The 13,508-nt window shown below is 55.6% G+C and carries 11 protein-coding genes; 1 reads left to right on the forward strand and 10 read right to left on the reverse strand.

Annotation, left to right across the window (positions count from 1 at the left end):
- Positions 1-92: 92 nt before the first annotated feature.
- From DFP98_RS22210 to DFP98_RS22230, 5 genes are all read right to left on the reverse strand, one after another.
- Entirely contained in the window at positions 93-1,304 is a 1,212-nt protein-coding gene (locus tag DFP98_RS22210; RefSeq protein ID WP_116062810.1) for an MFS transporter, read from the reverse strand.
- A gap of 25 nt (positions 1,305-1,329) precedes the next feature.
- A complete protein-coding gene (locus DFP98_RS22215; protein ID WP_116062811.1) occupies positions 1,330-2,334 on the reverse strand; it encodes an ROK family protein in 1,005 nt (334 codons plus the stop codon).
- A 16-nt stretch (positions 2,335-2,350) separates the two neighbouring features.
- Complete coding sequence (locus DFP98_RS22220) at positions 2,351-4,105, reverse strand: methyl-accepting chemotaxis protein (RefSeq protein WP_181917860.1); 1,755 nt, start codon at positions 4,103-4,105, stop codon at positions 2,351-2,353.
- A 169-nt stretch (positions 4,106-4,274) separates the two neighbouring features.
- Positions 4,275-5,306, reverse strand: coding sequence for an ABC transporter substrate-binding protein (locus DFP98_RS22225; RefSeq protein WP_181917861.1), 1,032 nt, complete (start codon positions 5,304-5,306; stop codon positions 4,275-4,277).
- 95 nt (positions 5,307-5,401) lie between these two features.
- Positions 5,402-6,994 carry an AraC family transcriptional regulator gene (locus DFP98_RS22230; RefSeq protein ID WP_116062814.1) on the reverse strand — a complete coding sequence of 531 codons (1,593 nt, stop codon included), beginning with the start codon at positions 6,992-6,994 and terminating at the stop codon, positions 5,402-5,404.
- Positions 6,995-7,135: 141 nt separating this feature from the next.
- On the opposite strand from DFP98_RS22230, the gene DFP98_RS22235 reads away from it, so the two are divergent.
- The gene (locus DFP98_RS22235) at positions 7,136-7,597 is read left to right on the forward strand and encodes an ion transporter (protein WP_116062815.1); all 462 of its coding nucleotides are present in this window, start codon (positions 7,136-7,138) and stop codon (positions 7,595-7,597) included.
- Between the two features lie 294 nt (positions 7,598-7,891).
- On the opposite strand, the gene DFP98_RS22245 is transcribed toward DFP98_RS22235, so the two are convergent.
- From DFP98_RS22245 to DFP98_RS22265, 5 genes are all read right to left on the reverse strand, one after another.
- Entirely contained in the window at positions 7,892-8,116 is a 225-nt protein-coding gene (locus DFP98_RS22245; RefSeq protein ID WP_371822786.1) for a cold-shock protein, read from the reverse strand.
- A 237-nt stretch (positions 8,117-8,353) separates the two neighbouring features.
- Entirely contained in the window at positions 8,354-9,097 is a 744-nt protein-coding gene (locus tag DFP98_RS22250) for an NAD-dependent protein deacylase (RefSeq protein WP_116062817.1), read from the reverse strand.
- 24 nt (positions 9,098-9,121) lie between these two features.
- Positions 9,122-10,438 (reverse strand): AAA family ATPase, encoded by a 1,317-nt coding sequence (locus DFP98_RS22255; RefSeq protein WP_116062818.1) that lies wholly within the window; start codon positions 10,436-10,438, stop codon positions 9,122-9,124.
- 7 nt (positions 10,439-10,445) lie between these two features.
- The gene (locus DFP98_RS22260; RefSeq protein ID WP_116062819.1) at positions 10,446-11,876 is read right to left on the reverse strand and encodes an RtcB family protein; all 1,431 of its coding nucleotides are present in this window, start codon (positions 11,874-11,876) and stop codon (positions 10,446-10,448) included.
- 361 nt (positions 11,877-12,237) lie between these two features.
- Complete coding sequence (locus DFP98_RS22265) at positions 12,238-13,464, reverse strand: RtcB family protein (RefSeq protein WP_116062820.1); 1,227 nt, start codon at positions 13,462-13,464, stop codon at positions 12,238-12,240.
- Positions 13,465-13,508 lie beyond the last annotated feature (44 nt).

Consider the following 13,508-nt stretch of genomic DNA (forward strand, 5'->3'; position numbering starts at 1 on the left):
CTTCTATCATGGAGGACAGAGCTTAAACGGAACTTAAACGAGAGTAAAAGATAGATGAAGATTGCCTAATCTTAGCCCCGCGGACTCCCCCGTTAGATCGCTCGCGGACTTTTAATCAAGTAGCGGTTCAGCTTCTCCGTACAGATCAGCATGATGGCGGCAAAAACAACGATAAAGAAGGGCAGGATGCCGATCGTGGAATACGCTGCCAATGCTCCAAGAAGGGGCGGCACGAAGGTGCTCCCCGTATAGGCTGCCGCCATCTGGTAGCCCATGATGGATTGGGAATGCTTCTTCCCGAACCGCACGGGCGTCTCGTGCAGCATGCATGGAAAGATCGGCGCCAACCCTAACCCGATGATCATAAATCCGGCGAGAGAAAAACCGGATGGCAGGGGAAGCGCCAGCAGCACTGTACCGCCCAAAGCCGTAAGCTGTCCGTAGCGGATAAGCGCCCGATTGCTCACTTTGAAGGTGATAAACCCTGTAATCATACGTCCGACCGTAATGCCGACAAAAAACAAGGAAACCCACTCCGCCGCCGTGGATGCGGGCAGATTTTTCATTCCGACAAGAAAACTGCTTCCCCATAGCCCTACGCCGGCTTCCACGCTGCAATAAAACAGGAAGGTGATCATCGAAATCTTAACGCCTTTAATCCGCCACGGCTTAGTCGTCCCGGATTCGGACTCCGGCGCTTGCTCCTCCGGTTCATGGCCGTCTTCCGAATGGTTATGGTTCCCGCGGCTTCTGGCAGCAACTTTATCCCACAGCGGGAGGGAGACTAACAGAACCAGCACCAGCAAGCCTTGAATGGCGGCAACCGCGAGGTAGCCTTGCCTCCACAGAGCTTGCCCGGATATATACGAAGCCATAATTACGGGCCCTAGCGTCGCGCCCACTCCCCAGAAACAGTGCAGCCAGCTCATATGATGTGCCTTGTAATGTACGGCCACGTAATTGTTCAAGCCCGCATCCACGGTTCCTGCGCCCAAGCCAAGAGGAATCGCGAATACGATCAGCCAAATCAACGAAGGCGACCAGGCGAATCCGAGCAAGGCTCCCGCCGTCAGCACACAGCTCGCCAGCGTTATTTTGCCAACGCCGTACCTCCGAATAATGCCCCCGCTGACCAAGCTCGATACGATCGTGCAGCCCGCAATCGCCATGGAGATCACCCCTGCGGTGCCGATAGACGCGCCCAATTCCAACCTCATCACCGGCCAGGCCGCCCCTAACAGGGAATCCGGCAATCCGAGGCTGATAAAAGCTAAATAAATAATCAAAATAAAAAAAGTGGCCATCAGATGTAAAGCTCCTTCGTTGTCTTTATCCGACCGGTTGCGAGAGCAGCAAGTCCAAGCCGAGACTTTGCAGGCCGACCAAGTAATCCGCTCTCCACTCGCTTGCCGCCAACTTCGGAAGATGCTCCCTTGGAACATAAGCAGCGGCACGCTCCGCGATCGTTCCGAGCATCGCTTCGTCAATCTCATCCTTATTAAAAATAAAATAGTGGGGATTGAGGATTGCGGTCGTTAACGCTACCAGGCGACCGATCGACTCCGTGTGAACGGAAGCTTCCCCCTTAAGCGCTTCGGAGAAATTGCTACGATCATGCAGCGGAATGAAGGCCACCTCGCCCGAGAAAAAAGACTTGCCGCGCACAACTTCGCCATTCACGACGATTCCGGCTCCCGGCCCGTTTTGTCCCAAGTACAAATAAACGGCGGAGCCTCTGTCTTCCAGGTTCGTCCGCGCGATATAGCCGAGCACGGCGGCGTTCATATCGTTCTCCACTACGGTCGGAAGCCCCGTTCGCTCCTGAACGAAGCTCTTCAGATCGAAGTCCCGGTATTTCTCGTAATCCGGAATAAGGAAGATCCTCCCTTCGTTCACCGCGCCCGGAACGCCGAGCGATACGGAGCGAAGCTCGGAATGGGCAAGCTTAATCCGCTCAATCAGATTTGTTAGGCGGGAAGCGTCCTCGTCAAGAAAGCCGGCCGTGATGTCCTGCTCGATCGTCTCCCCCAAACAGTTAAAAAGAGTATAACGAGTCTCGTCCTTCTCCAAAAAAATGGCCAACCCGAGCATATAATCGGGATTGTATCGATACCGTTTCGCTCTTCTGCCTCCGCTCGAGTCGTCATATCCGACCGAGATCGCTTCTCCGCGAGCCTCCATGTCGTCCAGAAATTTGCTTGCGGTAGGAAAGCTGATCCGCAAGCTTTGGCTCAATTCCGCCTTCGTGGCGCTGCCTTGCTTTAGCAGTACCGTTCGAATGCCGCATATAATGGTCGTGTTCGCAAGCCGCGAAGCGAGTTGTTCATCGGTCACGAGATGTTACAGAACGCTACAGCTTAAACTTAGCTACGGCCGCTTCCAGGCTGGCGCTTCGCTCCCGCAGCATTCCGGTCGTATCGGCAATCAGCTTGGCCGCCTCCAACTGATGGACGGACATCCGTTCGATCGACTCGGTGCTCTCCGCCGTCCGCGCAGAAATCTGCGAAATCTGTTCTACCGAAGCGGCGACCTCCTCGGCGCTGGCCAGCACCTCTTCAATCACCGCCGACACTTCCTGAATCTGTCCGTTCACATGACCGAAGCTTTCCATTGTATGGCCAAACAGCGTTGCCGCCCGATCGGACAGCTCGGAGCCCAGCCTCATTCCTTCGTTGCCGATTTGCATTCGCTCGTCGATCTGCCCGGATTCCTGCTTAATCTGGTACAGCAGGGACGTAATCCGCCCTACGGAGACAGCTGAGGACTCGGCCAGTTTGCGTACTTCGCCGGCTACGACCGCGAAGCCCGCTCCATGCTCGCCCGCTCTGGCGGCTTCGATAGAGGCGTTAAGCGCCAGCAGCTTCGTCTGATCGGCGATGTCCGTAATCGATCTCAGCACGGGCTCGATCTCTGCCATATGGGTATTGAGCACCTGGACCGACTGCGTCGTCTGCACGGCCACTGCGGCCATCGCAAGCACCTGCTCTCTCAGCCTGCGAATGGAATCGGCACCCTCTTCGGCGGAATCCAGCGCTTCGCCCGATGCCTCGGTGACGCTCCCCGACGCTTCCGAAGCCTTCTGAATAGCCGCAGTAATATCCTCCATCGATTTGGCGCTCTGCGCCGCTCCGATACGTTGATTGTCGGCCCCGTCCGCCAACTGCGCCGCGGCTTGCTCCAGATCGACATTCATTGCGATCATCCTCTCCGCTTCGGAGCCGAACCGTTCGGTCGACTGCACGAGGTCGCGGGCGGTCAAAGCGATATCCTTCATCACTTCCCCAAGCGTTACGCCGAGCCGATCGATCATTTTCAACATCGCCGCATAGGTTTGTCCGATCTCGTCGCCTGAACCGACTTTTCTTGCTCCCAAATGAGCCTTTGCTTCTGCAAGATCCCCACGGGCCATCGCTTCCGCCCCGCGCACGACCGTACCCAAAGGACGCAGCGCCCGCGCCAGGAACATCACGATCAGCACAAAAAAGACAATCGCGGCCACGCCCATTAACGCAAAGCTAGCCGTACTTTGAGCCAGAACGTCTCGATAAATCGTCTGCGACACGGACACATCCGTATCGATGCCGAGAATGCCGATTTGCTTGCCGTTCTTATCCAAGAGCGGAGCAAAAGCAGATATGTAATCTCCGTATACCGGATTGCGAATAATATCCGACTTGGCCGTATTTCCGCGCAATACTTCTTCAATTGCTTCGGGAGGCATGTCGGTCACTTCGCCGATTGGAGAAGCCTCCTCCGAATCCCGCGGCTGACCGTCGATCAGGAGAATCGGCTGCTTCTGCTCGTCTATAGCTACCGTGTACACAAACACGGCCCCGATCTGCTCGCGAAACCGATCCATTTCCGCCCTCAAACGCCAGTATAAGTCGCTCTCTTGAACGTCCTGCAGAAACTCCGCATAGGCTTCCACATCGAACTGGCCGGCATACGCTTGCGCCGTATGAATGCTGAATTGACCGATCGCTTCCTCGCTTGCTTTCTTCGTATTCTGAATTTGCATGTAGACCAGCGCGCCGGACAGAACAATCAAAACGGCCAAAATAAACGCCGATAGCTTCGATACGAGACGACTTCTGAATTTGATCATGGTGCCCATACCTCTCTGACCTTAGTCGGGGAAATTAATGAAATCCTTAGTTCTTTCGACACGGTTCCCGGTTTCTCCTTCCGAGAGGCACGACAAAGTGCCGCACCACCTCCGGTTGAGGTCAGTGCGGCTTCATTATCGCTAAATTACTCCATCGGTCTCAGGCGGCCTAGCCGCGATCCCGCTCCAGCAATTCGATAAACGCATCAAGCTGTTTCAGGGTCGATAAGGGGTCCGTCGTAAAATAAGTGTCCCAATCCAGGTCGTGCACCCGGTTGTTCTGAACCGCCGGCAGCTTGGCCCATAATCCGCTCTTCTTGATTTCCTCCGCTCTCTCCTTGCCGCCGTCCGCCTCCAGTACCGATAGGAATACGTGATCCGCGGACGCGTAGTCACCGATGACCTCTTCCGAGATTTCGAGCATCGCCAGCTTCTGATCGATCACGTCCCGCTGGATCGTTTCCGGAGCTTTGAGTCCGAGCGCCTGATAAATCACATAGCCCCCCATGGCGCTGTTGCCATAGATAAATTGATTTGTCGGCCGGAGGTTAACGATGGCGACCGTCTCGTCCGGGCCGATCAGCTCCGCCGCTTTGAGCTTGGTCGCTTCCACTTTGGCATCGAAGTCGGCAAGCCACTGGGCTGCCTCCTCCTGCTTGCCCAGTATGTCGCCAAATTCGGCAATCTGCCCGCGCACGTCATATTTCAACCATGGGATGAAAATCGTCGGCGCTATTTTCGCCAATTGCTCGTAAGTCTGTTCGACGTGCGTGACGATCAGATCGGGCTGCAGGGAAATGATTTTCTCCAGGTTTAATCCCGTCCAAGGGTCGCCTACGTCTTCGATCCCCGCCCACTCCTCCTTCAGCAGCGGATAGACGGACCATTCGTCGTCGGCGCCGACCGGCTTCACTCCAAGTGCCAGCATGGCTCCTGTATATTGAATGGATATGACGCGCTGCGGATGAGTCGGAATTTCCGTGCTGCCCATGGCGTGTTCGTATATTCTCTTGCCGCTTTCCTGTTCCGCCGAGGGCGTCTCGGATCCGGATGCCGCTGCGGACGCGGGTACGGAAGTTTCGGCGGAAGAAGTAGCGGAGGGCGAAGCTTCGGTTCCATTGTCTTTGCCGCATGCGGCGAGAAGCAGAAGAGCGATTAGAGCCCCCGCGATAAGTAGTCGATAACGTAACGTTGCCTTCATATTCATCCTCCTGATACTGATTCTCATTATCATAAGAATCATATCAAAGAGGGCGTCCGGCCTCCATGTACGGGCGTAAGAACTTATTTGCACTCTCATAAGGCGAATAGCTTGGCTGCGTCTTCCAACTGCCATAGGATGGACAGCGGATCGTAGCCGTGCCATCTCGCCATATCCACTTCGCGAACGCGCTTGCCGGGAAGATTACAGAAAACCTTCCATTCCGAAGATTCCAGCATGCGTTCCGCACGCTCCTTGGCTTCCGGCGACCTGTCCACGGATAGTAAAATACAATCGGCGGAAAACGCGGGAATCACTTCTTTCGGTTCGACCGGGATGAAGTTGCCTTGGACCGATCGGGCTTGGACGCTAACGGGCATCCTCATTCCAAGCTCGTCGTAGATGACTTGGCTGCCCATCGCGCGGTTCCGATAGACAAAAGCCGCGTCTCCCCTAACATTGTAAATGAGGACGGTCAGTTCGGCTCCGGCCGCTTCCCGGATGGCATTCCGGGTTGCATCGGCCTTGGCGGCGAATGCCTTCAGCCAGCTCTCCGCTTCCGTCCGTCGGTTGACGGCCCTTGCCACTTCCCGGAAATGCCCGCGCCAGTCTGACAAATACCAGGGGATAACCAGCGTGGGACAGATGCCGCGATAGAAGCTCAACCGGTCCGGGGAAACGTTGTCGATGCACAGCAGCAGCTCCGGCTCCATCCGCAGCAGTTCCTCGTCGGAGAAGCCCTTGTCCCAGCTGCGGCAGACGCAGCCCTGTTCGTCCATCCACTCCTGATAGTCGCCGAACCCCCAAGGATATGTCACAGTCGCTGCAGGCACGATTCCGAGCGCAAGCAAATGACGGGTCAAATGCGGATTCAGGGACACGATTTTTTTGTCGGATTTGACATAGGCACTTGGAGACATGCCCGTGACGTTCTTGAATTTGCGGCTTAAATAGTATTCGTCCCGATACCCGACCGCCTTGGCGATCTCGGCTAATCGCTCGTTCGTAAATAGCAGCCTCTCCTTGACATGCCCAATGCGAACGCCTGCCAAGTAGTCGGTCAGACTGCTCCCGCTAACAGTCTTGAACTGTTGTGAAAAATACTCCGGACTGATGTTGGCCATCCTGGCCAACTCGTCTCTGTGCAATTCTTCGCGGTAATGCTCTTGGATGTAGCGGATCGCATGTCGAATGGCACCCTGCGAATCCTTCTGCTCCTCAGTGCGGCCTACGCAGGCTCGGAAGCATTCGTAGAGAATTTCCTGGAACAGCAAGCGCCGACGATACATCGCAAGCTCGTCCCGTTCTATAATGCCGTGCAGAACGCTCGCCTGTTCCAGATAACGTCCTTCGTCCCCTACATCCAACGCGCCCTCCGGCAGCCATTCCGAAAGGGCGGCTACCCATATCGGTTCCCGACGATCGTTCTCACTTTTCCTCCATCGTTCGAACCGGATATGATATAAATCCAGGCTATTGAAGTGCGGGGACACCGTCGTCTTGGCTCCTGGCGCCGCATAATAGCACCTCCCCATCGAAACGGGAATCTTCTGGTGACGAATCGTCATATCGCCCATTCCGCTAATGACGACAAACAGGCCGTGAGCGCGCTCGTCCGTCAATTCGGTCTGCGATTCGCACCGCCGCAAAGAGATGCTCGCCATCTCTTCGATTACGTTCGTTTCCATCTCCGGGCTCCTCCGCGCAGATATCGATAGCTCATTATACCCGACAGCCTGCTTACGCGCACCCACAGCTTCACCTCTAGCCTGTGCGGCGGGAATCGTGCTACACTAATTCCAGTTTCGAGCAGGAGGCGCGCATCCGCTATGTCCAAAGCCTATTTCAAAAAGTGGTACCTAGTCGTATCCCTTATCCTTTCGCTGTATCTCGTATTCGTTACCGTTATAAGCTTCACTTCCGTTTCCAAGGACATCAAAACGCCGCTCGAGACGATTGCCCACTACATTTTATGGTTTTTCATTATCGAGTTGGGCGTGCTGTTCTTCGTTACGAAGGATGTTCGCAGGTTTTTCAAGGAGCAATGGCTGAGCATTCTCGCCGTAGTATCGTCGATTTCCGTGACGCAGTTCGTCGATGCGGTCGTCGGTCTCGGTTCGTTAACGGGGTTAAGCGCGTTGAAGGGCCTAAAGGGGTTAAAAGCGTTAAAGGGGCTGAAGCTGTTCAAAGCCACGAAAGGCGTTAAAGTCGCCAAATCGTACAAAATCGGCAAAAAGGCTTCGAAGGCCGCGAAGGAAGTTGAGTTGTTGGAGCAGACCCGGCGGAGTTAAACCGGGCGGCGCGACGATGCAGGCTGCCAGCAACCACGCCAGGAAGCGAAAAAGCGAATGCGCCGCCAAGAGCCCGAAGGCGGATTCTATCGGACGGATGAAGCCCGTACGCGCAACAGCGGCGGCATGGGGCTCGGCCTCGCGATCGCCAAGGATTGACGCTCGCTCATGGAGGAACGCTGGAGGCCGAGAGCCGCCCGGGTCTGGGAACGACTTTCATGTTGACGTTGCCCCGTTGACATCTTCATCGTTAATCCGAGCGTACGCCTTATTTTCGTTTATTCATTTATTCGTTCAGCGACGCCCTTTACTCTGGTTGGGACTTGTGTTCGATAACGTGGCAAGCATTTTCTCGCCTCTGACCATCTCGGATTGGCATTCCGGACATACGGGGACAAGGGAAAACGTGAAATTATCTCTCATCCATCGCTTGCAGTTCTCCCCGGAGCAAAGCCAAACTGCGGTCATCTCTGCCGGCACCTCTTCGAACGGTTTTTTTCGAGAATAATACACGTGCATTCCCTCTTTCTGTTAAGTGGTGGGTACAAAGATTAAAATGCCCAAAATGACGGGCCAGAGGCGCACAACACTCATATTTAATCAAAAAATAAAAAACACATAACGTACAAGGCTATTGCATCAAAGAATAACCCTCTACGCTATGTGAGTTCGGCCAGACGTCTATACGTCCATTATAGCTCATTTAGTCCAAAATAGCGAATAACAACTTGGCCGACCGAGGCGAGTTCCTGTCTGTCAAGGAGATTCGCCGCCGGCCGTCATCGCCGCCAAGACCTTCGCCACGCTGTCGGAAATCAAATAATTGGCCATCCCGTCCATCGGTGTCGCGCTCTTGTTGATCAGAATGAACTTGCTCCCTTCGTAAAGCCTGACCAGCCCGGCGGCCGGTTGAACGGTCAGCGAAGTGCCCGCAACGATCAAGACATCCGCCTGCCGAATGTATTCGGCCGCCCGCTGAAGCAGATCCATATCCAGACTTTCCTGATATAGTACGACGTCCGGCTTAACGATACCGCCACAGCGCTTGCAGCGGGGGTACTCCCCCTCCGATTTCAGCACGTCCTGCAGCGAGTATGCCTCGCGGCAATTCATGCAGAAGTTCCGATGAACCGAGCCGTGCAGCTCGAGCACGTTGCGGCTGCCGGCCTTCTGATAGAGCCCGTCGATATTCTGGGTAATGACCGCGGCAAGCCGGCCTTGCTGCTCCAGCCCCGCCAGAGCGTAATGGGCGGCGTTAGGCAGAACGTCGGGATACACCATTTTACTTCTATAGAAGTCGTAAAAGTCTGCCGTGCGAGCCATGAAAAAATCATGGCTCAAAATTTCCTCCGGAGCGATCTGTCCCCCGCCTTGCGCTTGATATAACCCGTCCGCCGACCTAAAGTCGGGAATTCCGCTTTCCGTCGAAGTGCCCGCCCCGCCGAAAAACACGATATTCCGGCTCTCGGCCATAAGCTTTTTCAACTGTCCGAAATCCACTTCATCCCCTCCTCATCGATCAAGTTACGCAAATCCCATTTTACGCGACTTATCCTCCGTCATCCACTCTCGGCTGCGATCTTTGGCGTAGTCCGATTTCATCCCGGCGATCAGCCGCTCAAGATCGACTTCGTTCTCGTAATGCATCTGCAGCGCGGCCGAGGCGTATAGCTCGCTAAGCTGGGCAAGCGTGAATCCGTCCGTTCGCCGGGCTGCTCGTGCCATCTCCTCCTCGCTCGCAAGACGCAGCAAGCCAATATGGGCCAAATAAGCGCATCGAATCGCTTCGTCGGGAGACTTCACTTCGTACGCCCGGTCGAAGCGTCCGGCCCGGTTCATAAGCGCCGGATCGATTTTCTCCGGATAATTGGTCGTGCCGATGAGGTAGATGCCTTCCTTAGACGTGGCTCCATCCAGCGTGTTAAGAAAATAGGAGCGGCAGGATTCCGGCATCGAATCGATATCTTCAATAACGAGCACCATCGGCGCAAGCTGCGAGGCCGTATCGAACACTTCCTTGATCGAGCCGCTGCTCGTGTACTCGGTAATCTGCCAGTAGGCGACCGGAGCCCCCGTCGTGGACGAGATCGACTTCACCAGCGTCGTCTTCCCGTTTCCCGGCTTGCCGTACAGCAGAATTCCCCGCTTGTAGGGAAGACCGTAGGTTTGGAAAAACGCGCGATCCTTGGAGAAAAACTCGTCGATCGAACGGTAAACCTGCGTCTTCAGCTCATTTTCCATAAACACGTCCTCCCGACTGACCGCGTACCCGACCTCTTTCCGCTCCTGCTCCAGTCCGTCCCGGGTGTCGGTGAAGACGATGATTTTCGGATCGGCGAGTCTGCGCACCCGCATATCCTCCAGAAAGCGCATAAGCCCTTCGTCCGATTGGCAGAAAATTAAATCCTCAAAGCCGAGACCGTGCAGCGTCACTCTCGGGATTCGGGTCAGCGCGACGAGATGATCGCGGTACACGAACAGATTGTTGCGGACGGCGGGACGGATCGTATAACCCGAACGCTGCGGATCGGAATCCGCGGCGTACTCGAATACGTCCGTCTCCACCAGGTCATACAGGCTCGCCGCATGCTCGACTCCCGCGTAACCGCTGCGAAGATCCTCTTCCAGCCCGTTCCATACTTCGTTGCCGTCATCCTGGAAATAGAGGCGGAAGCCTCCATTATACCGCTCGCTCAGAAAATCAATGATGGCCTGAACCGTGGAAATATAGTTGAAGTAGTTTTCCACATTAGGAGACGTCCCGCCGGATTTCACCAGAAAATGAGGCTTTGCGGCAGCATTGGCTGTATTAAGGACAGTGTTGGCCGTCATAATCGTCATATTAGGATCACACTCCTTTTACCGCCGCCAGCGGACGGCACTTGGCGACGACGGAGGCCAGCCTCGCCTGGACAACGCTGTCGATGATTTGGTCTACGTCTTTGTAAGCCTGCGGCGATTCGTCCACCAGCGACTCGAGCGCGCGATGATTCAACACAACCTCGTCGTCCTGACCGATCCGCAGCGAAGATGCAAACTCGTCAACCGTAACAAGCTGCTTGGTTGCGTTGCGAGAACGAATCCTGCCCGCTCCGTGACAGATCGAATGGTAGTTGCGCGAGCCTTCCGGAGCTCCGACCATCAAATAGGAGGCCGTTCCCATCGAGCCGGGAATAAGCGCAGGATGTCCCGTCTCGCGATATGGCTCGGGATTGCCGGCATGTCCGGCCGGCAGCGCGCGCGTCGTGCCTTTGCGATGAACGAGCATCGCCTCTTCCCCGTGGCTCTCCTCGCAAGCATAGTTGTGCATCAGGTCGTAGAGCGTGCTCAATTCCGCACGGGAGCCGAACGTTTCCTTAAAGGCATCGCGCACCGCGAACGCCATCAGATGCCGATTCGCAACCGCGAAATTAAGCGCCGAATACATCAAATTCGCATACATCCTGCCCGCTTCGCTATCCAGCGGCGCATAGGCGAGCTTCGGATCGGCCGTGCCGAGTCCGAGCTTGCTCATCGTCTTGGCGACCTGCGAGCCGCAATACTGATTAACAGCGCCGCCCCAGGAGCGAGAACCGGAATGGATCATCACCGCGACTTGGCCGTCCCGAAGTCCCCACCGTTCCGCTATGGCGCGGTTGTCCTCGGGAATGCTCAAAGCTTGAATTTCGATAAAATGATTGCCGTTGCCCAGCGTACCAAGCTGGCGATGCGCCCTGTGCCACACCGGCATCGCGATGCGATCCAGCTCGCTCTCGTCAAACCGAAACCGGCTGCACTCGACATGGGTCATGGAAGTCGCTTTCCTCGGCGTGTAAGCATCCGGCACATATTTTCCAGGGAGGCCGTGAAGCCCTTTGCGCAGCACATCCTCCAGACGAATGTCGGAGAAGTATCCTCTTGCATGATTTTCCACCGGGATACGTTTCTCGATCGCCTTAACCAGCTTGCGACGAAGCTTGACGTCCTGGAGGTCTTCCGCCTGCAAATTCGTCAGGTGCACCCGCATCCCGCAGCCGATGTCGCTGCCGACGATAGAGGGAGAGACGAAACCGTCCGCCACGCCCCACACCGCCGTTGTGCCAATGCACGTGCCGACTCCGACATGGGCGTCGGGCGTGTAGCTCATATAGCGGATATTCGGAATTTGCAGATTGTTGTTCGCCATCTCAAGCACCTTGTTCCCCATGGCATAAAACAGATCGTCGTGCGCGAATACGTGGAGATCCCCGGCAGGGAGATCGATTCGCCGATAATAAAGATCGTTAACATTTTGTTCCATAAAGTATAATAACCTCTCTCTTAATTCCAATTTAGTCGAAAAATAAAACGCAAAAAAACCGCAAGCCACATCGCTCACGGTCTTCTGCGCATAGTGAATACGAAAGATTGCCGTCCCCTCTCCCGAACGTTACCTGATGGGGCGGTTATCTTTCACTTTCCTTGGCTGGGGCCCGTAGAGGCCGATGGACAATGAACGAAATATTCAGTTGCGGCATAACGGCGTTGCGGCTGTTGTAAATGACGGTCATGTCCTTCGGCCTCCTTTCTTAGTAAGATAGTGTCTATCATATACGGGGCAGGGAAGTTTTGTCAATATCCCATTTGCTCAGTTTTTCTATCGGATGCCTAATCCCGCCCGCTCAGTCCTTATAAGGATCGAACTCGTCCGCGCCGGCCATGCAGACGCCGATTGGCTTCAACACATGCAGAACCTCGATTGTACCGGCATGAGCGTCCAGCACCTCCTGCAGCTTTCGATAGACGAACGGGCTTTCGTCCGTACCGGCTCCGCGCAGCTCCACTTCGAAGGCCAGAACGGCTTGCTTCATTTGCTCAGGTGTGATCTGCCCGCCTGAACGGCTGCGAGTTTTCCAGTTCATTTTGCCGGCCGCCTGCGTACGACTCATAATCCGACCCGCTCCGTGCACGGTGCTGTAAAAGGAATCGCGATTCTCGTCCGTATCCTTCCCTCTTACGATTACAGAGATGTCCCCCATGCTGCCGCCGATAAAACCGAGCTGTCCCGGAGCGGACGGAGTCGCGCCTTTGCGGACGACCATTGTCGTTTTGCCGACATGGGTTTCCTTCCAAGCGTAGTTGTGGTGGTTATGCACTTCGAAATCGGCGCTTGCGCTCAAGAGCGACAGCACCTGTGCGATAACGTAATCGCGGCCCGCGTATGCGTATCGACCGGCCAGCTTCATCGCCCGGTAGTACAGATCGCCGAGCTCGCTGTCCAGATCGAGCAGCACGGGCGGCTGATCCATCTTCTCTCCCGGCGCATTCGCGAGGAACTCCCGTCCGGCGGCCAGATTGAGAAATCCGCTTGCCGTCTTATGGCCGAAACCGCGGCTTCCAAAATGGTTGCCGATCCAGAGAAGACCCGTCTCCGGTTCTTCGAACAGATCGACATAGTGGTTTCCGCTGCCGACCGTTCCGAGCTGATCGCGGGCCAGCGCCTTCAGCTTGTCATGCTCCTGCTTTCCGATCGCCGAATACACACTCCAGTCGGGATCGTCGAACAGGTCGTGATCCACCTTTTCGCTGTTAACGCGCCCAACGCCGAAAGATATTTTTCTGGCGATCTGATCCATCACGGCGGGTAGTATCGGTTTAATGTCCGCCGCCAGCACGTTCGTCCGCACTGCTTTGTTGCCGCAAGCAATGTCATAGCCGACGCCGGAGGGCGAAATTTGCCCCTCGTAAGCGACAACGCCGCCGATCGGCTGGCTGTAGCCTTTGTGGTGATCGGCCATTAGCAGCGCTTGCACGACGTTGCCGTGCTCCGCGCAGGTTTTCGCTTGGGACAGCGCGCCGGCATCGGGGTTGCCCCATACGCGTACGCCGTCAATTGTCTGGTAAGTCATTTCTCTATCTCTCCTTGCTATATACGTTGAACCAAAATAGGGCG

Origin of the sequence: Cohnella phaseoli (assembly GCF_003386235.1) — a bacterium.
GTDB classification, from domain to species: domain Bacteria; phylum Bacillota; class Bacilli; order Paenibacillales; family Paenibacillaceae; genus Cohnella; species Cohnella phaseoli.

Excerpts from the sequence above, each read along its gene's own strand:
- DFP98_RS22220 (WP_181917860.1), bottom strand. The coding sequence starts at position 4,105 with ATGATCAAATTCAGAAGTCGTCTCGTATCGAAGCTATCGGCGTTTATT.
- DFP98_RS22235 (WP_116062815.1), top strand. The coding sequence starts at position 7,136 with ATGTCCAAAGCCTATTTCAAAAAGTGGTACCTAGTCGTATCCCTTATC.
- DFP98_RS22245 (WP_371822786.1), bottom strand. The coding sequence starts at position 8,116 with ATGCACGTGTATTATTCTCGAAAAAAACCGTTCGAAGAGGTGCCGGCA.
- DFP98_RS22265 (WP_116062820.1), bottom strand. The coding sequence starts at position 13,464 with ATGACTTACCAGACAATTGACGGCGTACGCGTATGGGGCAACCCCGAT.
- DFP98_RS22260 (WP_116062819.1), bottom strand. The coding sequence starts at position 11,876 with ATGGAACAAAATGTTAACGATCTTTATTATCGGCGAATCGATCTCCCT.
- DFP98_RS22225 (WP_181917861.1), bottom strand. The coding sequence starts at position 5,306 with ATGAAGGCAACGTTACGTTATCGACTACTTATCGCGGGGGCTCTAATC.
- DFP98_RS22255 (WP_116062818.1), bottom strand. The coding sequence starts at position 10,438 with ATGACGATTATGACGGCCAACACTGTCCTTAATACAGCCAATGCTGCC.
- DFP98_RS22210 (WP_116062810.1), bottom strand. The coding sequence starts at position 1,304 with ATGGCCACTTTTTTTATTTTGATTATTTATTTAGCTTTTATCAGCCTC.
- DFP98_RS22230 (WP_116062814.1), bottom strand. The coding sequence starts at position 6,994 with ATGGAAACGAACGTAATCGAAGAGATGGCGAGCATCTCTTTGCGGCGG.